Origin of the sequence: Paenibacillus sp. S-38 (genome assembly GCF_049942825.1) — a bacterium.
Classification (GTDB): Bacteria; Bacillota; Bacilli; order Paenibacillales; family NBRC-103111; genus Paenibacillus_G.
Genome location: NZ_CP187970.1, coordinates 2,910,836 through 2,936,241 on the forward strand (window position 1 = coordinate 2,910,836; position 25,406 = coordinate 2,936,241).

The 25,406-nt window shown below is 59.0% G+C and carries 21 protein-coding genes and 1 pseudogene; 14 read left to right on the top strand and 8 right to left on the bottom strand.

The genetic code is table 11. The features are described 5' to 3' along the window. The first annotated feature begins 13 nt into the window (after nt 1–13). The 5 genes from ACP26L_RS13340 (at nt 14) to ACP26L_RS13360 (ending at nt 6,103) form a co-directional block, all read left to right on the top strand. Complete coding sequence (locus tag ACP26L_RS13340) at nt 14–1,099, top strand: branched-chain amino acid aminotransferase (RefSeq protein ID WP_426453130.1); 1,086 nt, start codon at nt 14–16, stop codon at nt 1,097–1,099. 237 nt (nt 1,100–1,336) lie between these two features. Then, nucleotides 1,337–2,950, top strand: a complete 1,614-nt coding sequence (locus tag ACP26L_RS13345) for a copper amine oxidase N-terminal domain-containing protein (RefSeq protein ID WP_426453131.1) — start codon at nt 1,337–1,339, stop codon at nt 2,948–2,950. A gap of 337 nt (nt 2,951–3,287) precedes the next feature. Continuing rightward, nucleotides 3,288–4,595, top strand: coding sequence for a homocysteine synthase (locus tag ACP26L_RS13350; protein ID WP_426453133.1), 1,308 nt, complete (start codon nt 3,288–3,290; stop codon nt 4,593–4,595). A 206-nt stretch (nt 4,596–4,801) separates the two neighbouring features. Beyond that, nucleotides 4,802–5,689, top strand: coding sequence for an alpha/beta hydrolase family protein (locus ACP26L_RS13355; protein ID WP_426453135.1), 888 nt, complete (start codon nt 4,802–4,804; stop codon nt 5,687–5,689). 162 nt (nt 5,690–5,851) lie between these two features. Continuing rightward, entirely contained in the window at nt 5,852–6,103 is a 252-nt protein-coding gene (locus tag ACP26L_RS13360; protein ID WP_013916222.1) for a hypothetical protein, read from the top strand. 107 nt (nt 6,104–6,210) lie between these two features. Here ACP26L_RS13360 and ACP26L_RS13365 read toward each other — a convergent pair whose 3' ends face one another. From ACP26L_RS13365 to ACP26L_RS13385, 5 genes are all read right to left on the bottom strand, one after another. After that, nucleotides 6,211–7,398, bottom strand: coding sequence for a hypothetical protein (locus ACP26L_RS13365; protein ID WP_426453137.1), 1,188 nt, complete (start codon nt 7,396–7,398; stop codon nt 6,211–6,213). A gap of 14 nt (nt 7,399–7,412) precedes the next feature. After that, the gene (locus ACP26L_RS13370) at nt 7,413–8,234 is read right to left on the bottom strand and encodes a hypothetical protein (RefSeq protein ID WP_426453139.1); all 822 of its coding nucleotides are present in this window, start codon (nt 8,232–8,234) and stop codon (nt 7,413–7,415) included. Beyond that, complete coding sequence (locus tag ACP26L_RS13375; RefSeq protein ID WP_426453141.1) at nt 8,231–8,920, bottom strand: ATP-binding cassette domain-containing protein; 690 nt, start codon at nt 8,918–8,920, stop codon at nt 8,231–8,233. The genes ACP26L_RS13370 and ACP26L_RS13375 overlap by 4 nt, the downstream gene beginning before the upstream one ends. After that, nucleotides 8,917–9,315, bottom strand: a complete 399-nt coding sequence (locus ACP26L_RS13380; protein ID WP_426453143.1) for a GntR family transcriptional regulator — start codon at nt 9,313–9,315, stop codon at nt 8,917–8,919. Before ACP26L_RS13380 ends, ACP26L_RS13375 begins: the two co-directional genes overlap by 4 nt. Nucleotides 9,316–9,829: 514 nt before the next feature. Further along, nucleotides 9,830–11,506 (bottom strand): ribonuclease J, encoded by a 1,677-nt coding sequence (locus ACP26L_RS13385; protein ID WP_426453145.1) that lies wholly within the window; start codon nt 11,504–11,506, stop codon nt 9,830–9,832. 162 nt (nt 11,507–11,668) lie between these two features. On the opposite strand from ACP26L_RS13385, the pseudogene ACP26L_RS13390 reads away from it, so the two are divergent. Beyond that, a pseudogene (locus tag ACP26L_RS13390) lies at nt 11,669–12,216 on the top strand (manganese catalase family protein). A gap of 458 nt (nt 12,217–12,674) precedes the next feature. Then, nucleotides 12,675–13,325 carry a phosphatase PAP2 family protein gene (locus tag ACP26L_RS13395; RefSeq protein WP_426453147.1) on the top strand — a complete coding sequence of 217 codons (651 nt, stop codon included), beginning with the start codon at nt 12,675–12,677 and terminating at the stop codon, nt 13,323–13,325. Nucleotides 13,326–13,454: 129 nt separating this feature from the next. On the opposite strand, the gene ACP26L_RS13400 is transcribed toward ACP26L_RS13395, so the two are convergent. Continuing rightward, nucleotides 13,455–13,811 (bottom strand): hypothetical protein, encoded by a 357-nt coding sequence (locus ACP26L_RS13400; RefSeq protein WP_426453148.1) that lies wholly within the window; start codon nt 13,809–13,811, stop codon nt 13,455–13,457. A gap of 20 nt (nt 13,812–13,831) precedes the next feature. Further along, on the bottom strand, nt 13,832–14,533 hold the full coding sequence (locus ACP26L_RS13405; protein WP_426453149.1) for a pirin family protein: 702 nt from the start codon (nt 14,531–14,533) through the stop codon (nt 13,832–13,834). Between the two features lie 191 nt (nt 14,534–14,724). Here ACP26L_RS13405 and ACP26L_RS13410 point away from each other — a divergent pair, with 191 nt between their 5' ends. The 6 genes from ACP26L_RS13410 (at nt 14,725) to ACP26L_RS13435 (ending at nt 20,123) form a co-directional block, all read left to right on the top strand. Then, nucleotides 14,725–14,982 (top strand): hypothetical protein, encoded by a 258-nt coding sequence (locus ACP26L_RS13410; RefSeq protein ID WP_426453150.1) that lies wholly within the window; start codon nt 14,725–14,727, stop codon nt 14,980–14,982. A gap of 91 nt (nt 14,983–15,073) precedes the next feature. Then, nucleotides 15,074–15,766: an aspartate/glutamate racemase family protein gene (locus ACP26L_RS13415; RefSeq protein ID WP_426453152.1), complete on the top strand. Its 693-nt coding sequence runs from the start codon at nt 15,074–15,076 to the stop codon at nt 15,764–15,766. A gap of 269 nt (nt 15,767–16,035) precedes the next feature. Then, nucleotides 16,036–17,616 (top strand): spore germination protein, encoded by a 1,581-nt coding sequence (locus tag ACP26L_RS13420; RefSeq protein ID WP_426453154.1) that lies wholly within the window; start codon nt 16,036–16,038, stop codon nt 17,614–17,616. Then, a complete protein-coding gene (locus ACP26L_RS13425) occupies nt 17,613–18,734 on the top strand; it encodes a GerAB/ArcD/ProY family transporter (protein ID WP_426453156.1) in 1,122 nt (373 codons plus the stop codon). The genes ACP26L_RS13420 and ACP26L_RS13425 overlap by 4 nt, the downstream gene beginning before the upstream one ends. After that, on the top strand, nt 18,721–19,944 hold the full coding sequence (locus ACP26L_RS13430) for a Ger(x)C family spore germination protein (protein ID WP_426453158.1): 1,224 nt from the start codon (nt 18,721–18,723) through the stop codon (nt 19,942–19,944). Before ACP26L_RS13425 ends, ACP26L_RS13430 begins: the two co-directional genes overlap by 14 nt. Beyond that, a complete protein-coding gene (locus tag ACP26L_RS13435; protein WP_426453160.1) occupies nt 19,944–20,123 on the top strand; it encodes a hypothetical protein in 180 nt (59 codons plus the stop codon). Before ACP26L_RS13430 ends, ACP26L_RS13435 begins: the two co-directional genes overlap by 1 nt. Before the next feature lie 160 nt (nt 20,124–20,283). Here the strand turns inward: ACP26L_RS13435 and ACP26L_RS13440 are convergent, their stop codons facing one another. Next, entirely contained in the window at nt 20,284–23,415 is a 3,132-nt protein-coding gene (locus ACP26L_RS13440; RefSeq protein WP_426453161.1) for an ATP-binding protein, read from the bottom strand. A gap of 200 nt (nt 23,416–23,615) precedes the next feature. Between ACP26L_RS13440 and ACP26L_RS13445 the strand changes: the two genes are divergently transcribed. Beyond that, a complete protein-coding gene (locus ACP26L_RS13445) occupies nt 23,616–25,376 on the top strand; it encodes a methyl-accepting chemotaxis protein (protein WP_426453163.1) in 1,761 nt (586 codons plus the stop codon). The last annotated feature ends 30 nt before the right edge of the window (nt 25,377–25,406 follow it).

Genomic DNA, 25,406 nt, shown 5'->3' on the forward strand with positions numbered 1-25,406 from the left:
AGGAACATGCAGAATGACCTATTCCATAGAGATCGAGCGCAGCACTTCACCCAAACAGAGGCCGAAGGAGGATCAGCTGGGCTTCGGCAAGCATTTCACGGACCACATGTTCATTGTGGATTACGAGACGGGCAAGGGCTGGCACGCTCCGCGGATCGTTCCTTACCAGGGGATTACGCTGGACCCTGCGGCGAAGATCTTCCACTACGGCCAGTCGGTCTTCGAGGGGCTGAAGGCTTACCGGGCCGCCGAAGGGCGTCTGCTGCTGTTCCGGCCGCAGGACAACTTCAAGCGGCTGAACCTGTCGAACGAGCGGATGCATATGCCGGAGATCGATGCGGAGCTGGCCATGGCCGGCCTCGAAGAACTGATCCGGATCGACAGTGACTGGATTCCGTCCGCACCGGGCACGTCCCTGTACATCCGGCCGTTCGTAATCGCCACCGAGCCGTCGCTGGGCGTTGCGCCTTCCGCCAAGTACCAGTTCATCATCATCATGTCGCCGGTAGGCGCGTACTATGCCGAGGGCATCAATCCGGTCAAAATCTACGTGGAATCGGGTTACGTCCGTGCGGTGAAGGGCGGCGTCGGTACGGCGAAGACGGCCGGCAACTATGCCTCCGGTCTGAAAGCCCAGGAGGAAGCGGCGAAGAGAGGCTGCGCGCAGGTTCTGTGGCTGGACGGCGTACACCGCAAGTATATCGAGGAAGTAGGCAGCATGAACGTCTTCTTCTACATCGACGGGAAGGTCGTTACGCCAAGCTTAAGCGGCAGCATTCTCGACGGCATCACCCGCCGTTCGGTCATCGCGCTGCTCAAAGAGTGGAACATTCCGGTGGAAGAGCGCACGATCTCGGTCGACGAGCTGTTCGAGGCGCATGAGAGAGGGACTCTGACGGAAGCGTTCGGCTCGGGCACTGCAGCGGTCATCTCCCCGATCGGGGCACTGTATTCCGAGAACGGCGACATCGAGATCGGCGGAGGCAAGACCGGCGAGCTTGCGGCCAAGGTCTATGACACACTGACCGGTATCCAGTACGGCCGCGTCGCGGATCCGTTCGGCTGGACGTATGAGCTGCAGGTGGCTGCGGTGAAGTAGTTGTAGTTGTGGTTTAGGATGGTAAAGGACACGGCAGTTTGCCGGTGGATAGAGGGCTTCCGGACTCGGTTCCGGAGGCTTTCTTTTTGTTTAGGCGGGCTATCGATGCGATTGGGTTAAATTGGAAGGTACAGATTTTTCTTGTCAGCGGAGGGCGCACCCCTTTATATTGAGAGAGACAATACATAAGCAGAGGGTTTCATAGAGACAGAACAGAGAAAAGAGGGCTTTCATTTGATGAACAAACGCTGGTTGGCCGGATGCCTGGCAGGTTCGCTCGTGGTCGTGTCGGGCTGCTCGGCCGTCGGAGGCTTTGACCCGAAGGTGATGCTGGAGAACGAGAAGCAGGTTGTGTCGTATGAAGGAAACATGACGCTGTCGTTCGATTTTGATGTGGAGCCTCCCAAAGCAGATGCCAATGGGGAAAATGCTTCGGCCGAGGAAATCTGGACCGAAATTGACAAGGAAAAAGACCTGAAAATGTACCGGACGCTGGACGAGATGAAGCTCAGCCTCACTTCCGTCTCGCTGAATAACGCGGACAGCACGGTCTCCGCGAAGGGAACGCTGGAGAAAGCGGATCGGGTGATTCCCTTCGAGCTCTCGGCCGACCGGGACACCCTGGTTGTGAAAGTAGAAGGGCTCAGCCGTCCGCTCGTCATCGATACGATGGGTGAGCTGTCGGAGATTCCGCAGGAATTTGCCGGACTGGTGGAGCAGGCGACTGAAGTCTCGAATGAGTTCGGAAGCTTCCTGCTCCTGAACCTGCCTGATGCGGCGAACCTTCGGGCCGAGAAGAAGAGCGAGAAGCTGCAGGGAAGCGAGGTGCAGGGTACGGTGTTGTCGCTCAGCGTGCAGGACGGCGAGTTCCCGGTGCTGCTGCAGAAGTATCTCAAGAACCTGACGCTGGATGATACAGGCCTCCGCAAGCTGGCGGAGAAGGTTTACGAAGCGGCGGAGGCGGCAGCGGCTTCCGAAGGCGTACGGCAGTTCATGCAGCAGAGGGATGAGGAACGAAGCGAGGAAGCCGAAGAGGTGCTGAGACCGGTCGTGGAGAGCTTCTTCTTCGACAAGGAAGTGACGGTGGAGGGCTTGTACGGCATGGGCAAATCCATGTTCGCTTATGCGGCAGCCGCTTCGTCGCAGTGGAAGAAGGAGGAGGCGCCGAAGGACACGAAGGCCGTCGTGACGCTGTTCGCCGATGACAAGCAGCAGTGGAGAAAAGCCGGATTCGAGCTGGAGAGCAAGGACCCCCGGTTCATGGCGGACGGCGTGAAAAGCGGGAAAGTTTCCCTGTCTCTCGAGCGCTGGAATGTGAACGGGAAGGTGACCGTCACCCAGCTTCCGGAAGGAAATGGGATCGACCTCGAAGCGGCGGAGGCCGCCGATGAGGTGATTGAAGCGCTCGACCAACGGTCGGACCTGTACCGCTTCCTCAAAGAGGATCTGAAGCTCATGCACAAAGAACTGGAGCTCTACTGGTCAGATAAAGCCGAACTGCAGCATATCATGAACGAGGGACGAGAGCCTGAAGTTTTCCAGGATATGTATTACATTACGGACGGCATCGGGTACGGCTCCGTACGGGAGCTGGCCGAGGCGTTCGGCGGCCAAGTATCCTGGAATGCGGCCGACAAGACGGTTCGAGTCGAGGCCGGCAGCCGGGTGATCGTGCTGACGCCGGGCAGCTCCGCGGCGATGGTTGACGGCGCATCCGTAGACATGGGCGGTCCGGCCGAATGGTGCGGCCCGGTGCTGTACGCGCCGATCCGCTTTCTGGCCGGGCAGCTCGGGGCCGAGGTGCAGCCGATGAGCGAAGAGAACAATTGGATCGTGATTACGAAGGATTAAGATCACGAAGGACCGGTATCGGGGCAGGCCGTCTGCATGCTGAGACAGAGGCGCCGGGAGGCTGCACCGGTCCCGGTCCGCTGTGGACGGCGCCAAGAATGCTTTGGAACGGAAAGCTTGGACTGTATTGACAGCATGAGTGGCGGATGGTAGGATACAAAGAGAAATTGAATACCACATCGGAATAATCGGAATAATCTTTTACACCATGACCCGGTTGACCGGATTTCCGGAGACCCACGCCCGCAAGGAGCCTGGAGTCTCCTTTTTTGTAACCGGGCTCTCTTCAGCAAGCTGGCTGCAGAGCAGCCCAAGAACCCTCAGGAGGCTGATGACCATGTCCACGAACGAAAGAGTACTGAGACCCGAAACCCTTGCCGTCCACGCAGGCCAGGAGCTTGACCCGACTACATTCTCCCGCGCCGTTCCGATCTACCAGACGACCTCGTACGGCTTCAAGGATACCGAGCATGCAGCAAACCTGTTTGGGCTGAAGGAGTTCGGCAATATTTATACACGGATCATGAACCCGACGACGGATGTCTTCGAGAAACGCATTGCGGCGCTCGAAGGCGGGGTCGGTGCACTCGGGCTGGCTTCGGGGCAGGCGGCCATCACGTTCTCCATCCTGAACATCGCGGAAGCGGGAGATGAGATCGTGTCCTCGACAAGCCTGTATGGCGGGACGTACAATCTCTTCGCCCACTCGCTGCGCAAGCTCGGGATCACGGTCAAGTTCGTCGATTCGAGCGATCCGGAGAACTTCCGTGCGGCCATCACCGACAAGACGAAAGCACTGTACGCCGAGACCATCGGCAATCCGAAGGCAGACGTGCTCGACATCGAGGCGGTGGCCGCGATCGCACATGAGAACGGCATCCCGCTCATCGTCGACAACACGTTCCCAAGCCCTTATCTGCTCCGCCCGATCGAGCATGGTGCGGATATCGTTGTGCACTCCGCCACGAAATTCATCGGCGGCCATGGTACTTCGATTGGCGGCGTGATCGTCGACAGCGGCAAATTCGACTGGGCCGCCAGCGGCAAATTCCCGGGCCTGACGGAACCGGATCCGAGCTACCACGGTGTGGTCTATACGGAAGCGGTCGGCCCGATCGCTTACATCATTAAGGCCCGCGTCCAGCTCCTGCGCGATCTTGGCGCCTCGCTCTCGCCGTTCAACTCGTTCCTGCTCCTGCAGGGGCTGGAGACGCTGCATCTGCGCCTGGAGCGCCACAGCTCCAACGCTCTGGAGGTCGCCCGCTTCCTCGAGGCGCACGAGGCGGTGGAGTGGGTGAGCTACCCGGGCCTTGAGAGCCACGCATCGCATGCGCTCGCACAGAAATACCTGCCGAAGGGACAGGGCGCGATCCTAAGCTTCGGCATCAAGGGAGGCGTCGAGGCCGGCAAGCGGCTGATCCATGCCGTGAAGCTGTTCTCGCATCTGGCGAACGTCGGCGACTCGAAGTCGCTGATCATCCATCCGGCGAGTACGACCCACCAGCAGCTGAACGAGCAAGAGCAGCTGTCCGCCGGCGTCACGCCGGGGCTGCTCCGCTTGTCGATCGGTACGGAAGCAATCGAGGATATCCTGTACGATCTGGAGCAGGCCATCACGGCAAGCCAGAAAGTTGTAACGGCCTAAGAGGGCAGGCCGGGTTGGAATCGGAAGGCGCTTGGAATAATGCCAAGAAGCGAGAGCCGGGCCTGCGGGTCCGGTTCTTTTGTTGTTCGCCGCTCCTGGAGGATATTGGGGTACCTGCCGGGAATTAAGAAAGAAACCGGGTAATCCCAAGGTGTGTCAGATGAGCACTTACCAAAGGATACGATCATGCGAAGGAGTGAGCGACGATGAGCGAAGCTGTACAGAAGCAGCCATTCGAGCTGGATGCGGGCACCCATGTAGAGCTGGGAGCACTGCGTATTCGTGGCGAAGTAAGGGTGAAGCCTTCCGACAGAGGGGACAAGCAGCCGGTGCTTGTGATCCTGCACGGGTTCAAGGGCTTCAAGGATTGGGGCTTCTTCCCGTATGCCGCAGAGCGTTTTGCCGCCGAGGGCTATTATACGGTGACCTTCAACTTCTCCTGCAACGGCGTAGGCGAGTCGGACTTCGACGAACTGGAGAAATTCGCGTTCAATACGTACTCCAGAGAGCAGGAAGATCTCTCCCTGCTGCTGGAGGCTTTGAAAAACGGCCGTCTGCCCGGGGCGGAGCATGCGGACCTCTCGCAGGTGTACCTGCTTGGGCACAGCAAGGGCGGAGGGGGCAGCATCATCTATGCCGCCGACCACCCGGCGGACATTGCCGGTTTGATCACATGGAACGGGATCGCGCGGGCCGATCTGTTCGACGACACCTTCAAGCGGGAGCTCGCCGAGCATGGCGTGGCCTACGTGGCGAATGCGCGGACCAAGCAAGAAATGCCGATCCGGGCCGTGTTCTATGAGGATCTGCGGGCCAATGAGGAGCGGTTCGATGTCGCCGCGCGGCTCGCGGGGCTGAAGCTGCCCGTGCTGCAGGTGCAGGGAGACCAGGATTCGCCTCGGCTGCGGGAGGGCTTCCAGCGGCTGAAGGAAGCGGCGCCTCAGCATCAACCGCTGACCATAGATGGCGCCAACCACACCTTCGGAGCGGTTCATCCGTTCGCCGGAACAACGCCGTATCTGGAGAACGCACTGCGGGTGTCGCTGCACTTCCTCGAGGGACTGCGGCGCAAGCGGCATCAGGCGGCCGAGTAGGGCGGAGCGGTATGGGGTAGGCGGCAGTCGGATACCGCCGGAATGAAACCTGAATGAGGCCTGAGTCACCAATGAAGAAGGCGTAGACCTCAAGGATTCACTTTGCGTCCATTTTGCTATATACTTTCCCTCGTAACCTCCTTACGAAAGGAAAGAGAATCCATGAAGTTCGCCGATTTCATGCTTACCCCGGAATTCAGCCGGTTTAATAATGTGGAAGCCCCGGCCGACCGCCCCAAATCACAGATGGACGAATGGGACAAGGAACGCCTGCTCGACACCCTCAGCAAGCTGAACCGGGAGCTGCTCCGCAGGGACACCTACGGGACGCAGGACAGCCCGTTCGACGAGAGCAATGCCCAGCTGCATGTGATCTCGTATGCGCTGCTGACGATTCTGAAGTCGAAGATGTAGAGGCCGGAAAAGGAAAAGCGCTGCTTACTCTCCGAAGGGAGAAGGCAGCGCTTTTTTACGGTGATTAAAGTTATCAATGAGCTGCAGAACATTCGATCGAAAGCATATTACTGAACCTTCATGTCTCTTATACTAAAACGCTCTAGCCTGCCGCTGTCCGTTCGGGCTACAACACCTTCGTACATAACCTTGCCGCTTTCCAAGTCGGCAATCACCACGCCGGGAGGAACGTCTTCGAACATGTTGGGATTCAACAGCAGGTAGATTCGGTTATGTGAAATCTGACCATAACTTACATCGGCACGAAGAGGGGCTCCGTCCATGGAAATACGGTGATCATGCGTTACTTTTGTCTTCTTTATGTTATAACGCATTACTCTGGGTTCTTTGGGGTTAGCCCAAGATGTCAGATAGATCTCTTCTGCATTGTAACTCATCCCGACCTCTGCTTTACTTTTAAGCAGTTCGTCAAGAGGCCCAGATTGAACTTTTTCCAATATACCGGTTTGATTGTCAAAAATGAATAGTTCATGGTACTGTATTTCATTGGCGAGAGTAGCAGCATTTTTAGAAGCATAAATTTTATGGAACACGGCATAGCGGTTTGCCTGCGTAGGGTCCTGTTCATTAATAAGATAAATTCCAGCGGAATTCTCACGCGATAGAATGGTGCGATCTTCTATTAGCTGCTTTGTGTTGAGGTCTACGGTATACCTATGAAATTCGCTTATGTCAACGTTGTCTACCATTTTACTTTTATAAGTAAACAAGTTTAAGGTTTGCCCCTGCAGCAAAACGTTATGAAGGTCAATGCTGGGGAACACTTCTTCATTCACAATCGGGATTTCCCAAGTGGATTGATTTCCAGTACTCTTATCGAGCAGCGAAATCTGAAAACGGTATTTCTTTGTTTCCTCTCCTAGTGTTCTAACTCGCTCGCTCTTGAGTTCCGCACGTACCAGTCTTGAGTCATCTTCTACTATTCCGTTCAAATGTGTAACTCCGCGCATAAAATCGCGGTATTCCGCAGCCTTTTCCTTAAGTCGGGTGTCCGTGACATACACATCACCATAGAGATACTCCCATATAGAACGAAAGCGGCTGCCCTCCTTGGAAATCTCAAGAAGAAAACCGCCATCCGAGGCTTGAAGCGCCAAAGATTCAGCCTCCGACCCGTTTCCGCGAATAGTGTCCAGTATATACTCAGGCCTGCCACCGTATGCGGTGGCATAATAGGATCCGATGACCAGGGTGATGAGCGGCAGGAGTACCGTCAATTTCCAATATCTCAGCATTCGGATACTCCTCCTTACACAGATATTTTGCGGCGGATCAGATATAGGCTGATCCACACGGACAGAATTAGAATGAAGAGGGCAGCTGCAGCTACCAGAATGAACACTTCATCCCTGTAGAGGTAGTTACTAGCTTCATTTATAACAGGAGCAGCAAATAACAGGGCAGCCGCTCCAAGCAGATAGAGCAGCCCTGCAATCAAACCCCGAAGACGGTAACTACGTTCAATTAAAATAATCGTAAATACGACGATGACGGCGGTGGCTCCGACGCTGTAGAACAGCAAAAAATCAGCAGCATGAAGGGGCAGTAACACCTGAAACAGATCATTTCGCATAATGATTTGTGCAATCGTTACGGGATTCCTGACCTCCAGGGGTACGATACTGTTGAACGTAAACACGTGTAAGGGCAAAGTGGCCAACTGAAACGCAATCAGTCCAAAAACAAAAACAAGAATGGCACCAAGCTTCGCCCAATAAATATTCACCCTAGAAGCCGGCAGCATCAAGAGCCTATAGATAAAAGAATTCTTGCCGAACCAGTCCCGGTACCAAATCAGAAAAACGTAGAGAACCAGAGCGGCAGCACAAAAGACTGCAGGAGCGATGAAGAAAAAGTTGGAACTGTAATCCACAAAGCTGACTTTGCCAAAGCGGTCGGCGTAAGCGAATGGAGATAAGCGGGCTTCCTCCTCAATCCGATCCACTAACCCCTTCGCCAACCAAACCGTACTAACCCACTGAACCACCAGCGTCAGCAGCGCCAAGGCCCCATAAATCCTACTGAACCGGTCGATCTCGTAATGCAGCAGCTTCCAGAAGCTGTGTTTCACGCCCGGTACACCTCCCTCATCACATCAACCACCGACTTGCCTTCCTGCATGCGCACATCCTCCGCACTGAATTCCCGGTAGACCCGCCCGCCGTCGAGCAGGACGACCTTGTCGATGAGATGCTCGATATCGTGAATCTCATGTGTAGTAATAATGACGCCGCGGTCCACGATCAGGTGGGAGGTGAAGACGCTGGCGATCTGCTCGCGGCTGAAGATGTCGATGCCCGAGAAGGGTTCGTCCATAAGCACATAGTCGGCATCCAGGGACAGCCCGAGCATCAGATTCACCTTGGCCGCGGTTCCCTTGGAGAGGTCGCCGATCTTGTCCTTCCTGCTGAGCTGGAAAAAGGAGAGGAGCTCTTCGGCGCGGGAAGGGTTCCAGTTCGGATAAAAGTCCGCCATGAAGCGCATCGCCTCCTCGATCCGCATCCCCGGCGGCATCGTCAGCGAGTCGGGGATGAACGAGACGCGCTCGTAGATCCGCGGGGTGACCGGCTCGCCGTCGATCCGAATGCCTCCGCCGCTGACCGGAGTCAGCCCCATGACGGCCTTCAGGATGGTCGATTTGCCGGCCCCGTTGAGGCCGATCAGACAGGTGATCTGGCCTTTCTCGGCCGTGAAGGTGACCTCGCTCAGGACACGCTTGCGGCCGTACTTCTTGCTGATTCGGCTGATCTCAATCATGTGGCACCGTCCTCCTGCTCTTTGTGCCGCTGCTTCGCTTCATACTTCTGCCGGACGATAGAGAGCAGCTCCTCCACCGGCACCGAGATCCGGCTCACCGAATCCACGAACGCCTCGACGGCCTCGCGCAGCAGCTCCTCCCGAAGCAGGGACAGGAGCTCCTCGTCCGTCGTGATTCGGCTAGGGGAATTGCCTTCCGTTGTGATCAACTTCTGCTCCTCCATTTCCTTATAGGCCCGCTGGGCCGTGTTGGGATTGATCTGCAGCAGGGCGGCGAGCTCCCGCCTAGAGGGAATTTCCTGGCCTGCCGCCATCCGGCCCGTGACGATCTCTTCCTTGAAGTGACGGATCACCTGAAGGTACACCGGATCTCGATTGTTGAAGATTACATTCATCGGCCCATCTCCTAAGTTGGTGTTTGTGCCTGAGTGCCTGCAGGGATTCCGAGAAAAAAGTGTGTGTATCAAGTGGTTCATACACCCAAGGTGTACTATACCCTTAATACACTTTAGGTGTCAATCAAAAATTGGTAAATTCAATATTGGTATCCAGAATTCCAAGGGAACGTACCCGTTGAGCCTGCAATCAATGTTGAGGGAGTCACGCCGCATAACTGCCACCGGATTTGGGCTGCCGGCATTTGCTCGGATACGCCAGAGTGCCGCGAGGTTGATTCGCAGAATGAAGGAGGGGGCCTTAATCCGACAGGCCCCATGCCTCCGGTGTCCCGCTGCTGCCGGATTGTCGGGCGATCCAAGGCATAACGGCCGGCAAGCCAAAAGCGCCCCTGCGGCTGGATATCCTCCGACACAGCCAACAGCTCAGGGGCTCACAGCTCACTGAACCGGCGGCTGGATAGGGGATACCGCAGCGCTGGACGCTTTTGTAATTTCACAGCTTGATTCGAACCTACACTTCCACAATGATCGGAAGGATCATCGGGCGGCGCTTCGTCTGGTCGTACAGGAACTTGCCAAGGGAATCCTTGATCTTCTGCTTCACGATGTTCCACTGGTTCACGTTCTCATCCTGCAGTCTCGCCAGGGTGCGGACGACGATTCCGTTCGCCTGCTCCATGAGGCTCTCGGATTCGCGGACATACACGAAGCCGCGCGAGACGATGTCCGGGCCGGAGAGGACGGTGCCCGACGCCTTGCTCATCGTGATGACGACGATCAGGATGCCGTCCTGGGAGAGCGACTTGCGGTCGCGCAGCACCATGTGCCCGATGTCGCCGATCCCGAGGCCGTCGACGAACGTGCTCCCGGCGGGCACCTTGCCGGCTTTGCGGCCCCGCCCCCGCTCGAATTCCACTACATCGCCGTTGTCGATGATGAAGATATTCTCGCTCTCGACACCGACGGCTTCGGCCAGCTGCCGGTGCTGGTGGAGCATACGGTACTCCCCGTGGATGGGGACAAAATACTGCGGCCGCATCAGGTGAAGCATCAGCTTCAACTCTTCCTGACTGGCGTGCCCCGAGACGTGCATCCCGGTTGCGGAGCCCGGACCGTAGATGACATGGGCGCCAAGCCGGTACAGGTCGTCGACCGTGCGGGAGACGTTGCGCTCGTTGCCGGGAATCGGTGTGGCGGAGACGATGATCGTATCGCCGCGCAGCACCTCCACCTGACGGTGGTTGTTGCGGGCCAGGCGGGCGAGGGCGGCCATCGGTTCTCCCTGGCTGCCCGTACACAGGATCGCCACCTTGTCGGGGGAGTATTGGCCGACCTCTCCGGGGTCGATCAACATGCCGTCCGGAATGTTCATATAGCCGAGCTCGGCGGCGATGGAGACGACGTTCACCATACTGCGACCGATCAGCGAGAGCTTGCGCCCCGTAGCAAAAGCCGCATCAACGACCTGCTGCAGCCGGTGCACGTTCGAGGCGAAGGTGGCGATGAATACCTTCTGCTGCGCCTTGCGGAATACCTCTTCAAGATGGAGCCCCACCTTACGCTCCGAAGGAGTGAACCCCGGGCGCTCGGCATTCGTGCTCTCGGAGAGCAGGGCGAGCACGCCGTTCTTGCCGATCTCCGCCATCCGGTGCAGGTCGGCCGACTCCTCGTTGACGGGCGTCAGGTCAAATTTGAAGTCCCCCGTATGGACGACGGTCCCCTCCGGTGTTTCGAAGACGATCCCGATGCAGTCCGGGATGCTGTGGTTCGTTTTGAAGAAGGACACGGTAAAGGACCCGAGCTCAAGAATGGAATCCTCGGTGATGACATGCGTCTTCGTGGAGCCCAGCAGGCCATGTTCCTTCAGCTTGCCTTCGATCAGCCCGAGCGTCAGCCGGGTCCCGTACACAGGCATTCCCATCTGCTTGAGAATATACGGAAGGCCGCCGATATGGTCCTCGTGGCCGTGGGTGATGATGATGCCCCTGACTTTATCGCGGTTCTCCAGCAGGTACGAGATGTCGGGGACGATCAGGTCGATGCCGGGCAGGCTCTCGTCCGGGAACTTCGAACCGCAGTCGATGGCAATGATATCGTCTCCGTATTGAATGACGTACATGTTCTTTCCGATTTCGCCTACCCCGCCCAGGGCCATGACGGATAAGGTGCGTTCCTGCTCACTGCTCATTCGGTTATATCCTCCCTTTTGCACTTGGAAGTCAGCATAGAGTTACTGTTTCCATCCCATGCAAAATTATGAATCTCCGGAGCATTCCCCCTGATTTCATATTTAGAAGCCTTGATTAACGAGATCGTACCGGACCAGCCGGACCCGTCTGCGGCGAAAGCGATGCAGGAGATTCACGGCGGGCATTACGGCGAGATGCGCACGATGATGCAGTTTTCGTTCCAAAGCGCGAACTTCCGGGGCCCGGCCACGCAGTACAGGGATCTCATCCGCGGGATCTTCCTGGAGGAGATTTCCCATGTGGAGCTCGTGCAGACCACGATCAACAAGCTGCTCAACGGATCCGGCCGGAGTGAGGAGGACGGCAGTAAGCCGTTGCTGGCGAATGCGCCCGGGGACGGTCAGACGTACCGTTACATCATCGGGGCGCAGAGCTCGCTGCCGGTGAATTCCTCGGGCAACCCATGGAACGGCTCGTGGGTCTATGACCACGGCAATCTAGTGAGCAACCTGCTCGATAACCTGGTGCTGGAAGAGACCGTACGCTTCAGAAGTCAAGGATCTATGAGATGAGCACGAACAAAACGTTCCGTGAAACCCTCGCTTTCCTTATGGTACGGGGCAATGCGCATCAAAATGCGTATGCGATGGCGCTTGGGACGCTCGGCGTGAACTGGGGCAAGGTGCTGCCCGTACCGGATACGATCTGACACAGTATCCGGAGTGCCGCAAGTATATCGAGCGCGGCTGGCATAACGCCCAGTTCAACTTCCGTCTCGACCCGACGCGGATCGGCGAGATTTTCCAGGGCGAGTCTCCGGGACGCCACGGCGGCACGCTCAAGGTCGAGCCTCCGCCGGCCGGATTCCCGGTGCCGCAGATGCCGGAACGGGTGTCCGAGCACAGCCCCGGCATTCCACGGGAGCTGACAGGGGCGGCTCGCTCATAGAACACAAGACGTACCTGCGACCGGCGGGCTTCGGCCTGCCGGTCTTTTTGCCGTGTGCTTATCAGCACCAGGATGACACCGCCTTCGGATACCGAACCAGTTTAAGAAACGTCATACACTGCACAGAGTATGGTTCCCTTATTCCTCTCCGTGGGGGCTTCGTGGTATAATATGACGCTATCTTTCAACATACCTAGACCACAAAAGGGGAATAAAACGATGAAACACATCGGATGGATGCTGGTGATCTCGATCCTGTTCGGGGCCATCGCGGCCGTAATTCCGGCGCAAGGTCCGACGGCGTGGGACCGGCAGGCGGCCGAGCTGCTTGGCGCGGACCGGCAGGGAGAGCCGTCGGGGCTGCTGCTTGCCCTGAACATGCTGGGCTCGACGGCTGGGTTTACGGGTGTCGCCCTGCTGTCCGCCGCTGCGGCCTGGTGGGTGCACAGCGGCAGAGCCGCCTTGACCGTTCTCGGGACCTTGGTCTCGGCGCTCGCACTGAACACCGGACTGAAAGCGGTTGTCGGCCGTCCAAGACCGGATCACGCAGGCTGGGTGGAGGCGACAGGGTACAGCTTCCCGAGCGGCAACGCCATGATGGGGATGGCGCTCTACGGAATCCTGGTCTTCGTGATCTGGAAGTATGCGCGCAGCGGTGCGCTTCGCATCACCGCCGCCGCGGCCGGAGCCGCCATGATCCTGCTCCTTGGGTACTGCCGCCTGTATTTTGGCGTCCACTACCTGACGGACATCGCAGCAGGCTATCTCGGCGGGCTGTTCTGCATCACAGGGGCGGCATGGGTATTGAATGCGGTGGAGAGCCGGCGTGCTCAACGCCGAAGCAGTTCGTTCCCGCCGCGTGCCATGTAAGGAGAGCGGAAGCCAGATCGCAGCCTCAATAGGCATGGCTGCCGCGCAAGAAGCCCCGTACCAATGAAGGTCCCTTTCGCGGGCCGAGGTACGGGGCTTGTTTATTGACGCCATCCAGTCTTTACCAGCTTACATCGGAATGTTCGTGTTCTCGTTGGAATAAGGCGTACGCGTATTGAGCGACAGGGTCAGCGTGCCTTCGGCTGCATCGCCTGTGACCTCCGGCGTATCCTTGTCATACAGCCACCACTTGCGCAGGGTGCCGGCCTTCGTGTCCTCCTCGAAATAGAACAGGTTCAGCTCATCCGAGAGCCGGAGCACCTCCCGGATCACTTCCGGCTCTACGCCGCCGGCTTCGACCACCCAGCGTCCGGCCTTCTCCTGCAGGGAGAAGCGGAAGTCGCCGCCCAGCTTGCGTGAATCGAGCAGGAACCGGCCGGTGACATGCTTGATGAGCAGGGTCTGGTGAATCGCAGGTTCGTTCATTGCTTGTTGTCCTCCTCGCCCTAGTATGGCAGATCGATCAGCATCCACTGCGCCCCCTGCTCGGAGCGGACACGCAGGGAAGGCGTACCGGTGATCCTTGCCGCATCCCGTCGGGAGAGGGCCTGCTCGCCGTTCAGGGTCAGGCCGCCTTCCATGACGAAGACGAAAATGCGCCGGCCTTCCGGCTGTTCGAAGAGAAGCTCCCGGCCTCCTTCGAGCTCGGAGAGGTAGATCGTCATATCCTGGTGGATATGGGCGACGCCCTCCCCCGAACGGTTCGAGACGACGGGCAGCAGCGCATTTTTCAAGGCGGACAACTCGTACCGGCTCGTCTCGTAGGACGGCTCAAGGCCCTTGCGGTCCGGCGTGAACCACAGCTGCAGCAGAGTGACCGGCTCCTCCGACGGGTTCATCTCGGAGTGGATGATGCCCGTACCGGCAGACATCCGCTGCACTTCGCCGAAGGTGGTGACGGCGGAATGACCCGTGCTGTCTTCGTGCTTCAGCTGGCCCTGCAGCACAACGGAGACGATCTCCATCTCCCGGTGCGGATGAGCGCCGAAGCCGCGCCCGCCCTGGATCGTGTCGTCATTGAACACACGCAGGGGGCCAAAGCCCGTATTGTCCGGATCATAGTAATCGCCGAACGAGAAGCTGAAGTTGCTCTGCAGCCAGCCATGATCTGCCGAATAACGCGATGAGGCGGGATAGATCGAGATCATCGGGATGCTCCTCTCTGGTTTTACGCATAAAGTAGGTTACTAACATTATTATAGCTGATGATTCATTCAAAACACAACCGCATCATAACTTGGAGGCTGCGGCCTTTCCTGACCGTTTGCCGCCATAGGGCTCGTCCGGTTATGATAGGCTTGTAGAAGCAGCATGGAAAGCGGACGGAGGGAAAAAGAGTATGACAGAACAAACACATGGAGGGTCTCCGCTGACGAACGCCCTCGAGCGGCTGTTCGCCGAGGCGGGACGCAGGGACGAGGCGCTGCTTCAAGCGGTGGCGGCCTACGAAGAGGCCGAAGGCGCAAGGCAGCGGATGGGGGAGCTCGAAGAGGAGAACCGCAGGCTGAAAGAGCTGCTCGTCAAAGCGAGAAGCACAGCGGCGGCCCGCGCCTCGGAATCCATGTCGACCCGCCTCAGGGATGCGCTGAGGGAGTAGTGCTGAGGGTTTTCCGAAGTTGGTATTGCCAATAATCTCCTATTATGCGAAGGTAGAGGAAAGAGAGAACCTTTGGGAGGGAGAGAAGGGTATGAAGACCATCGGATTGATCGGAGGAATGAGCTGGGAATCCTCCGTGGAGTATTATAAGCTCGTGAACACGCTGGTGAAGGAGGCACGGGGAGGCCTGCACTCCGCAAAATGTATCCTCTACAGCGTGGATTTTGCCGAGATTGAGCTGTGCCAGCGGGAGGACCGCTGGGAGGACGCCGGACACATCCTCATCGAAGCGGCCCAGGCGCTCGAGCGCGCCGGAGCAGACTGCCTGCTGCTCTGCACGAATACCATGCACCGGCTGGCGGCGGAGATCCGCGACAGCGTGGAGATTCCGTTCCTGCACATCGCTCACGCTGCGGCCGATGAGATCCGGGCCAAGGGCTGTGGACGCATCGGGCTGCTCGGCACCGTCTATACGATGGAGGGCGAATTCTACCGCAGTGAGCTCGAAGAGCGGGGCATCGGCGTTCTGATCCCGGAAGAGGAAGACCGGCAGACGGTGAATGCCATCATTTATGACGAGCTGTGCCGGGGGATCATTCTCCCCGAATCGAGGGAGAAGTTCGTGGCGGTCATCCGCAGGCTGCAGGCCCGCGGTGCCGAGGGGATCGTTCTCGGCTGCACCGAGATCGGACTGCTCCTCCGTCAGGACGACAGCCCGCTGCCGCTCTTCGATACGGCTTACCTGCATGCGAAGCAGGCCGTGGCCGAAGCGCTTAAGGATTAGGGCTTTAGGGCCGCTGGCAGCCAAGCGAACCGAACGGGTAACGCAGCAGCCCCCCATCCATTCCTATTCAGCCAAAACACTCATCCGCAGCCGGATGAGTGTTTTTGGCTTGATCCTGATGTTGCGGATCCCTGCGTACCGGCATCTGGATAAATTCCTCCCTATTGGCAAATAGTGAAGGATAGACAGTCGACTCAGGAAGCGGTAACAGCATTCAGACAAGCCCGGAAGCGGGCAGTACTTAACATAACCGTCCGGAGGTGAGGGGAATGCGTTGGTCATGGCTTCTCCGTACCATGCGCAGCAAGCAGCTGCAGCAAGCCCGGAGCATCGGCCATTCCTCCGCGGAACAGCCCCATGCGGTACCGGTCTCCGTCTCCGCCAAAGCGAATACGGAACGGATCCGCGGGCTGCTCGGCGCACCGGATGATCTGATCGTACGGGAGCTGGTCCTCGGAGGCACAGCCGGGGTGACTGGTGTCATTATATATATCGATGGGCTTGCCGACCAGACGCTAGTGAACGATGACCTGCTGCTGCCGCTGCTGCTTACCGAGGAGGGGCCGGCGGCTCCGTCCGGAGGGGCACTGCTGGCCCTGCTGCAGCAGCGGGTGCTCGGCACCTCGGATTATTCGCTTGTGAAGGAGCTCCGCGAGGCGATGCTGTCCGTTCTCTCCGGTGATACGGCTGTATTCCTGGAGGGAATCGACCAAGCCTTGGTGGTCGGCAGCCGGAACTGGAAGAGCAGACCCGTCGAGGACCCGCAGAACGAGTCGATCATCCGGGGGCCGCGCGAGGGCTTCACGGAAGACCTGCGAACGAATACGGCCCTGATCCGCAGGCGGATCCGAAGCGCCAGCCTGCGGTTCGAATCCTACCGGTTCGGCCGGCGCGCCAACCGGGACGCCGTGCTTATCTATATGGACGGCATAGCGAATGCCGGATTGCTCGAAGAGGTCCGCCGGCGCCTGAGGACGCTGGATATCGACGATGTGGAGGGCTCGGGCTTCGTCGAGCAGTGGATAGCCGACAGCTATCTTACGCCGTTCCCGCTCCTGTTGAATACGGAGCGTCCCGATAGGGTATCCGGGGCTCTGCTGCAGGGCAGGGTGGCCATTCTTGTGGATGGAGATCCATTCGGGCTGATTCTGCCGATTACCTTCTCTACCTGCATCCATTCCCCGGAGGACTATTACCAGCACTGGCTCATTTCTACCCTGACCCGGCTGCTCAGGCTCATTGCGGCCTTTATTGCCACCTTCCTGCCGGCGATCTATATCGCTCTGGTGGAATATCACCACGGGATGCTGCCCTCCAAGCTGGCCTTCTCGATTGCCGGGGCCAGGGAGGGCGTGCCGTTCCCCGCCGTAGTGGAGGCCTTCATCATGGAGATCACACTGGAACTGCTGAGGGAAGCGGGACTGCGTCTGCCGAAGCCCATCGGGCAGACGATCGGGATCGTGGGCGGATTGGTCATTGGAGAGGCGGCCGTATCCGCCGGCATTGTCAGCCCCATCATGGTGATCGTCGTGGCGGTCACCGCCATTGCGTCTTTCGCGCTGCCGTCGTACTCGTTTGCGATCACCCTGAGAATCATCCGCTTCGCCGTCATGCTTGCGGCATCGATCTTCGGGCTTTATGGGCTCATCATGTGCTATATCATGATTAACGTGCATCTTGTCAATCTCCGCAGCTTCGGGGTGCCGTACACGTCTCCCTTTGCCCCGCAGCTGATGCGGGATTGGAAGGATCTAGTTTTTCGTGCCCCGATGGTCTTCTTGAGAGAGCGCCCCGGGATGCTGGGAGAACAGGATAAGAAGCGGCAGCCGTCCAAGCAGGTGAAGCCATGAAGCATCCGTTTCGGATTGGAGAGGAAGGCATCAGTTCCCTGGATTTGACGGTCACGGTTTCCTCCATGATGATCGGCGTTGGCATACTGACGCTCCCGAAGACTCTCGCCCGGGTGACGATGTCGTCCGACGGCTGGATATCCATCCTCATCGCGGGAGGAATGGCTGTAGTTTGCGCCTGGATTCTAGGCAAGCTCGCGGGCCTTTACCATGGACAGGGAGACGGTGCGTTCGCTTTTACCGCCTCTTTGGTGACGAGACCGGCCGCCTGGCTCTGGACAGCAGGGCTGTCCCTGTATTTCTTGATCTTCTGTGCCTATGAAATCCGGGCCATCGCGAATATATCGAAGCAGTATCTCTTTGAGAGGACGCCGGTGGAGATCATCGCCCTTACCTTTCTGCTCGTAACCGTATACGCCGCGGCGGGCAGCAGGGTCGGCCTGATCCGGCTCAATACCTTGTTTTTACCCCTGGTCATCAGCATCTCGGTATTCGTCCTTATGTTCTCGATCCCGCTGTTTCACGTAAGCGACGTCAAGCCGTTCTTCATCACGGACTGGCGTAAAATACTCGGAGGTGCCAAAGAGACCGTCTTCTCTCTGCTCGGCTTCGAGGTGGTGCTGTTCTACACGGCGATGATGAGCCGCCCCCAAGATGCTCCAAGAGCGGCGGCCGTCGGCGCTGCCCTTCCCGTGCTGCTGTACTTTGTGATCTACATCATCTCGGTCGGCGTATTCTCCCACCCGGCGCTGAAGGAAGTGACGTACCCGGCCGTCGAGCTCGCCAAGGAGATGCAGGTGCCGGGAGAGTTTTTCGAGCGTTTCGAATCCATCTTCTTTACGATTTGGATCATGACGATATTCAATACGGCCTGCATGGCGCTGGATCTTGCCGTCCTGAATCTGGGGTCACTCTTTCCGAGGGTTCCGCGCCATTACGGGTTGTTTTTCCTGGCTCCCGTCATTTACCTGATCTGCATGTTTCCGCAGAACGGGATTGAATTCAATCGGATGGGGACGCTTGTGAATTACAGCGGCATTCTGTTCGCTATTGTGCTTCCCTGTCTGCTCTATGGCCTCGCTGTGATCAAAGGGAGGAAGCCGCATGAGAAGCGTTAAGATGGGAAGCGTTAAGATGAGCAGTCTCGGGCTCTGCGTGCTTCTTCCCGTGCTGCTGACCGGGTGCTGGGACCGTATCGAGATCGACCAGCGGGGCTTCGTCGTAGGGGTCGGGATCGACCGGAGTTCCCAGAAGACGATAACCCGCGAAACATCCGGAGGTACGGACAAGTATCTGGGCACCTATCAGATTGTCGTGCCGTCGGGCCTCAAAGAGGGCGGGGGGCAGGGGAAGGGGGGCGGCCGCGCTTATTTCAACATTTCCGCTTCCGAGAATTCCATGCATTCCCTAACCGGCAAGATGTCCACCAAGACCAGCCGGACTCCCTACTTTGAACACTTGAAGCTGATTATCATCTCCGATGAGGTTGCCCGTGTTCAGGGGGAGTTTGCGGATATCCTGGACTTTTTCCTCCGAGACAATGAGATGCGGCGCAATGTGAAGATCATGGTAGCCGATGGGCGGGCTGAGGATGTGCTGAACGTAAAGGCGTTAAGCGAGAATATGCCGGTGAACTACATCGAATCCGTATCGAATAATAAGCGGAAAAGCAATTACATGCTCCCCGAAACCCGCATAGGGGACGTACATGAATACATGCTTACCGAGGAGAGTTTCACGGTGCAGAAGGTGCACCCCTACAAGGAGGGCGTATCTCTGACGGGCTCCGCTTTGTTCGACGGGAGGACCAACCGGATGATCGGTTTTTTGACGGGGGAGGAAACCCAGGGACTGAATTTTATGAAGGGGCAGGTCCGAGGGGGGATTGTAGAAGTCGAGATGGAGGGCAAAACGGTCGATCTGGAGGTGGAGCGTTCGAAGCGGAGGATCAAGGTGGATTGGCCGCCTGGCGGGAATCCGGTCTTCACGGTGTATATCCAGGTTGAGGGGAGCCTCGGCAAGTCCTTCGCCCGGCTTGATCTGACGAACTCCGTAACGCTCAGCGAGGTGGAGGCCAAGATGAATGCCAAAATCACAGACACCTGTACGAAGCTGGTCAAGCTGCTGCAGCAGAAGTACAGCACGGATGCCGTAGGCTTGGGTTCCTATCTGCGGGAAGAACACTATAAGCAGTGGACCGCCGTTCAGGATCAGTGGGAGTACGGGGACAAGCTGTTCCGGCAGGCGAAAGTACGAATCCAGACCGATGTGAGTATCCGCCGGATCGGCAGCATCAATGCCAATGAGCAGAAGGGGGTAGGGGAATAGTGGCCAACCTGGTAGGACGCATTCCATCGGGTTTCGTCCTGTTCTGCGCGGTGCTGTCCCTGGTGATTCCGTACGTAATGTACCGGGTTAACCGGCGCATTCATCAGCTCGGCGACCCTCCCTGGATGAAGCAGGAGGAGCGGGAGAGCCGCGCGGAGGAGAAGGGAAGACAGGAATAAGACAGCACTCGGGAACATTCCATGCGGACATCCCCGGACTACAGTACATCCCCAGACTGATAAGCCTTCGTTGTCCCGGGCGGGAAAACGAAGGCTTATTGGGCGTGGCGGGCAGCCGCTTCAGAGGCGGCTGCGCCCCTCGCAGTGGAATGGAGTACGGCTAAGCCACCGGCAGCATCAGGGTGATCCGGCAGCCGGTGTCGCCGTCGGGCGCAATCTGCAGCGTGCCGCCGAGATGCTGCACCCGCTCCGACATGGCCCGCAGGCCGAAGCCCATCTCCTCGGCATCGAAGCGCCGGCCGTTGTTCGAGAGCTCGAAGATCAGCTCGCGCTCCCGGCAGGTCAGGCGGAACCGGAAGCGGGTGCTCCCCCCGTGGCGGATGCCGTTCGTCAGCCCTTCCTGCAGCGCCCGGTACAGGGCGCGGCGCTGCTGGGCTTCGAGCTCGGGGAGGACGTCCACCTCCTCGTCGATCTCGACACCTGCGGCCTGCCGGGTATCCTGCAGGAGCTGGAGCATCGCGTCGCGCAGGTTCCCCTCGGTGCCCCGGTCCCGGAGCATGCGTACGGATTCGCGGACCTCACTCAGGCTCTTGCGGACCAGCGCCTGGGAGAGCTCGAGCTTCTCCAGGCCGAGCTCCTGATTCTGAGTCAGCAGCCGCTTCGCCGCTTCGATCTGAATGTTGATCACCGTCAGCGTGTGTCCGACGATGTCATGTATTTCCTGTGCGATGCGGTTGCGCTCCTCAAGCACAGAGATCTCCGTCATCGCATCGACGGTCTCCTGCATGGAGGAGGAGAGCTTGCGGTTGGCCTTCTCCAGCGCAGCCGTTCGTTCGGCGACGAGCGCCTCGAGGGAGAGATTCAGCTGGGACAGCTGCAGCTGAATCCGGACCCGGGCGAGCAGCTCGCTGCGGAGGATCGGCTTCGTGAGATAGTCGTTGGCGCCGGCTTCGAAGCCATCGGCGAGATCCTGCGGCGCGGACTTCGCGGTGAGCAGGAGCACCGGCAGCTCGCTCGGGTTGAAGCGCTCCCGGAGCTGCCGGCAGACCTCCACCCCGCTCAGCCCGGGCATCATCACGTCGAGCAGCATCAGATCGGGCTTGCTGCGCAGCGCAAGCTCCAGAGCTTCCGTTCCGGTGCGCGCCTGAATCAGGCGGTAGGGCTGGCTCGCCAGATGCTGCTGCAGCACGAGCAGGTTGACGGGTTCGTCGTCGGCGATCAGGATCAGCGGCAGGGATGCGGCCTCGGGGTTCGAGGCGGGGGCCGCTTCTTCCGCGGCGGACCTCTCCTCCGCGTTGTAACCTCCCGGGGCCAGGGGCCGGGAAGCCGGCGCCTCGGGCAGCAGGGCGGACGAGGCGCCGTCATAGACAGGCAGGGTGAAGGTCACCGCGGTGCCATTCCCCGGCTCGGAGGCGATGGCGATCGTCCCGCCGTGCAGCTCCACCAGCTTCTTCGTGATCGAGAGTCCGAGGCCCGTGCCGCCCCGCTTCAGCCCCTCCGACGCCTGCTCGAACGGCTCGAAGAGCAACGGCAGCTTCTCCGGCGGAATGCCGAGGCCGGTATCCCGGACACAGATGCGCATCCCCTCGCGCGCCGCCTCCGCACTCAAACGGACTTCCCCGCGGTCGGTGAACTTCAGGGCATTGCCGATGAGGTTGTAGAAAATCTGTTCGAGCCGGTTGGCATCCGCGAAGACGGCGCTGGTCTCCGGCAGGCCGTTCACGAGGGTGATTCCCTTGCGGGCGGCCAGCGGGCCGAAGACCGTCAGTACGAGGTCGGCGAGTGCGTGGAGGCCCACCGGCTCCTGCTTCAGCACCATGTCGCTGTGCTTGAGCTTTGAGAAATCCAGGATGTCGTCGACGAGCCTCGCCAGCCGGCTGGCACTGGAGATGACCAGCTCCACGTTCCGCCGTGATTCCCCCTGGACTCCGGCTCGGTCCGATAGAAGCGCTTCCGACAGGCCGATGATGCCGTGCAGCGGTGTCCGCAGCTCGTGTGACGTGTTCGCCAGAAAGTCGTCTTTGAGCCGGTCGAGCTCCTGCAGCTTGCGGTTTTTCTCTTCAAGCTCCAATGCATACCGCTTCACCCGCTCGTTCACCTGGTCGAAGCGCTGCGCGAGCACCATGACGAGGCAGAGCATGAACAGGAAGATTCCGAAGCTGAGCTGATCCTCCCGCAGGAAATAGAGCAGGGCGGGCGCCGTCCGGAACGCCGCGAGGTCCCACCGCTCCAGCAGGAAGAACAGAGAGTGGCTGATCCCGAAGAAGATCAGCAGAAGATAGCCGAGGACCGTCCACTGGGCTTCGCTGGATCTCTGGGTGCGCAGCTGGACGTACATCAGCGCACTGTCAGCAAGGAAGATGAGCATAAAGGCGGCGGACGCGAAGTAATTCACGATATCAAAGTAGAGCCTGTCGCTGTAAAGTGCCGCGGCCAGCGTAACGCAAGAGAAGGCCAGCGAGAACACCGACAGCTTGCCGCGCATTCCGCCGAAGCCGTCTCCGAAGAGAGCTCTCAGGAAAGCCAGGATCGAGAATGTGCCGAGATAGAACGCCACGTCGTGCAGATAGGTCACGAGCGGGATGTGCCAGAATTCGTTGAAGAGGAAGGTCCTCGCGAAACAGCCGTGCAGGGAGCTCAGCGCGAACAGGCCGAAGTACAGATACATCGGCTGCGACCGCTGCCTCTTGTAGAGCAGCAGGGAGAGGATCGCGGCCATGGCGAAGCAGAAGCTGAAGAGGATCTTGAAGCCGTCCTTGACGAGCGCGTTCGCCGTATATTCCTGGCGTCCGGCCAGGGTGAACTGTCCCAGGTTCAGGGCTTCGCCCGATTTGTAGAGCCTCAGATACAGGGTCTGTCCCGCGTATCCATCCGGCAGACGGATGAAATTCCAGTGGTAGGAGGGATACACCTTGACGTAAGGGCCTCTGATATTGAAATCGTAGATTCCCGCTCCGCCGAGATTAGCCCCGATCCGGCCCTGGCCCTGGGCAATCACATAAGGATCCCGGATGGGCAGGCCGGGCAGCGTCACTTTGGCCCAGTAATAGCCGCGGTAAGCGGCCGCCCCGGGGAGGGTGCCGGCTTCCTCCGGGGTCACCCATCCTCCGGCCTCCGGAGGGGCGGCCTCGGCACCCGCCTGCTCAGAAAGCAGCACGGTCCACGTTCCGGAGGAACGCAGATCGTAGAGGGGAGGCGAATGGCGTCCGTACATCAGGGTAAGCAGAAAAAAGACGGCGATGACCGCCGACAGAACCATGACCTTGCTTAGAAATAACGAGCGGGCTTGCATGCGAATGACACGATCCTTCCTCCGTGCGAGTGGCGTCTTCTGAGGCGAATAGATATTCGGGGAAGCGTCCTAAGGTGTATTTTACCATAGGCGCGAAGGCCCTTGGAGGGGATGTAAGGTAAAATTTCATACGAAACCAGCCGATATTCTTCAGGAGACCAGGCTTTTCAATGAAATTGCACATAAAGGGGAGAGGAAAGATGAATAGGCAGCCTTGGAGACATTCGCTCGGGATCCGCATCGCCCTGATCGTTATGGGGATTCTGATTACGATGAACCTTCTCAATACGGTGTACTTATACTACCATACCCAATCGGTCACGGAGCTTGCGGTCGCGAACCGCAGTATCGATACGGCCGTGCGCTTGGCGAAGGCAGTGGATCCGATGAAGTACAAGGAGTTCCTGGAGGATCCGCAGGAGAACGGGGTGTATTGGGAGCTGCGCGACCAGCTCAGCGACTTCCGTGAAAAGAACGGAGTGCTGTACGTGTATACGATCCAAACGGGAAGCGGCGGGGAGAACCCACAGCTCTTCATCGACGGGGCGCCGCGCGATGACGCCAATTATTCGCCGATCGGAGAGCCGACGTCAACGACGACCCCGGAGATGGTCCTGCCCGTCCTGAAGGGCGGCACGATCTCGACTCCCATCGTGAACGATGAGAAGTACGGCGACTACCTGTCAGCCTTCGCGCCGATCAAGGATGCCTCAGGGCAGGTGCTCGGCATCTTGGGGGTCGATACCTCGGCGGATACGGTAGATGTCGTTACTTCGGAGGTGATGAAGGCCTCTATGCCGCTCTATGTGGGGAGCATCATCGGGATTACCCTGCTCTTCATTGCACTCGCGATGGTATACATCATCCGCAGGCTCTCCCCGCTGCTGATATTGAAGCGGACGGTGGAGACCATGGCGGAAGGTGATCTTGGGGAAGCGGGGCGGATCGTTCGCACACTTCAAGTGACATCCAAAGACGAGATCGGCTCCCTGACCCGGGAGGTTGGCCGGATGATCGGCCACCTGCAGGAGATGATCGCCAAGATGGCGGATCATGCGCAGCAGGTCGCGCGGATGTCCGGCGAGCTCTCCGCCGCGGCGGAAGAGACGGCGGGCGCGGCGACACAAGTGGCCGCAGACGTCCGAGAAGTGGCGTCCGGGGCCGAGACGCAGCAGGTCAGCGCCGAGGAGAGCGCACGCGCGATGGAAGAGATGGCCGCAGGCATCGTACGGATCGCCGAGTCCGCCTCCTGTGTCTCCGACCGGTCCAAGCTGGCCTTCGAGGAGGCGAGGCAGGGGACACGGACGATCGGAAGCGTCATGGAACAGATGGGCTCCATCCAGGACACCGCCCACCGCAGTGCGGCTGTGATCCGGTCACTGAACGACCGCTCCCATGAGATCGAGCAGATCCTTGGCGGCATCACGGCCATAGCGAACCAGACGAACCTGCTCGCCCTGAACGCATCGATCGAAGCTTCGCGGGCCGGCGAGCACGGGCGCGGGTTCTCGGTGGTTGCGCAAGAAGTGCGCAAGCTCGCAGAGCAGTCGAAGCATGCGGCCGATCAGGTTGTGACCGTCATTAAGGAGATCCAGCAGGACACCGGCCGCGCGGTCGATGCCATGACAGCGCAGGTGAGCGAGGTGGAACTGGGATTGCAGCTGGCCGGGGAAGCGACCGGCACCTTCCAGCGGATCTTCGAGGTCAGCCATAAGGTGGCGGACCAGATCCTCGAAGTGTCCTCCGCCTCGGAGCAGATCTCGGCGGGAGCCGAGGAGGTCACCGCAACGGTTGGCGATATGGCGAATATTGCCCGCACCTCGGCCCAAGGAGCGGCGAATGTCGCCGAAGCCGCCGCCGGGCAGCTGGCATCGGCAGACCAGGTGTCGGAAGCTTCCGGGGAGCTGCGCCGCACGGCAGCGGAGCTTCAGGAGCTGGTGGGCCGGTTCACGCTGGAATAGAGGAAGAGGAGAGGGACGGGTGCCGCCGGG

Coding starts and splice junctions, on each gene's coding strand:
- ACP26L_RS13340 (WP_426453130.1), top strand. CDS start 14: ATGACCTATTCCATAGAGATCGAGCGCAGCACTTCACCCAAACAGAGG.
- ACP26L_RS13345 (WP_426453131.1), top strand. CDS start 1,337: ATGAACAAACGCTGGTTGGCCGGATGCCTGGCAGGTTCGCTCGTGGTC.
- ACP26L_RS13350 (WP_426453133.1), top strand. CDS start 3,288: ATGTCCACGAACGAAAGAGTACTGAGACCCGAAACCCTTGCCGTCCAC.
- ACP26L_RS13355 (WP_426453135.1), top strand. CDS start 4,802: ATGAGCGAAGCTGTACAGAAGCAGCCATTCGAGCTGGATGCGGGCACC.
- ACP26L_RS13360 (WP_013916222.1), top strand. CDS start 5,852: ATGAAGTTCGCCGATTTCATGCTTACCCCGGAATTCAGCCGGTTTAAT.
- ACP26L_RS13365 (WP_426453137.1), bottom strand. CDS start 7,398: ATGCTGAGATATTGGAAATTGACGGTACTCCTGCCGCTCATCACCCTG.
- ACP26L_RS13375 (WP_426453141.1), bottom strand. CDS start 8,920: ATGATTGAGATCAGCCGAATCAGCAAGAAGTACGGCCGCAAGCGTGTC.
- ACP26L_RS13380 (WP_426453143.1), bottom strand. CDS start 9,315: ATGAATGTAATCTTCAACAATCGAGATCCGGTGTACCTTCAGGTGATC.
- ACP26L_RS13385 (WP_426453145.1), bottom strand. CDS start 11,506: ATGAGCAGTGAGCAGGAACGCACCTTATCCGTCATGGCCCTGGGCGGG.
- ACP26L_RS13395 (WP_426453147.1), top strand. CDS start 12,675: ATGAAACACATCGGATGGATGCTGGTGATCTCGATCCTGTTCGGGGCC.
- ACP26L_RS13400 (WP_426453148.1), bottom strand. CDS start 13,811: ATGAACGAACCTGCGATTCACCAGACCCTGCTCATCAAGCATGTCACC.
- ACP26L_RS13405 (WP_426453149.1), bottom strand. CDS start 14,533: ATGATCTCGATCTATCCCGCCTCATCGCGTTATTCGGCAGATCATGGC.
- ACP26L_RS13410 (WP_426453150.1), top strand. CDS start 14,725: ATGACAGAACAAACACATGGAGGGTCTCCGCTGACGAACGCCCTCGAG.
- ACP26L_RS13415 (WP_426453152.1), top strand. CDS start 15,074: ATGAAGACCATCGGATTGATCGGAGGAATGAGCTGGGAATCCTCCGTG.
- ACP26L_RS13420 (WP_426453154.1), top strand. CDS start 16,036: ATGCGTTGGTCATGGCTTCTCCGTACCATGCGCAGCAAGCAGCTGCAG.
- ACP26L_RS13425 (WP_426453156.1), top strand. CDS start 17,613: ATGAAGCATCCGTTTCGGATTGGAGAGGAAGGCATCAGTTCCCTGGAT.
- ACP26L_RS13430 (WP_426453158.1), top strand. CDS start 18,721: ATGAGAAGCGTTAAGATGGGAAGCGTTAAGATGAGCAGTCTCGGGCTC.
- ACP26L_RS13440 (WP_426453161.1), bottom strand. CDS start 23,415: ATGCAAGCCCGCTCGTTATTTCTAAGCAAGGTCATGGTTCTGTCGGCG.
- ACP26L_RS13445 (WP_426453163.1), top strand. CDS start 23,616: ATGAATAGGCAGCCTTGGAGACATTCGCTCGGGATCCGCATCGCCCTG.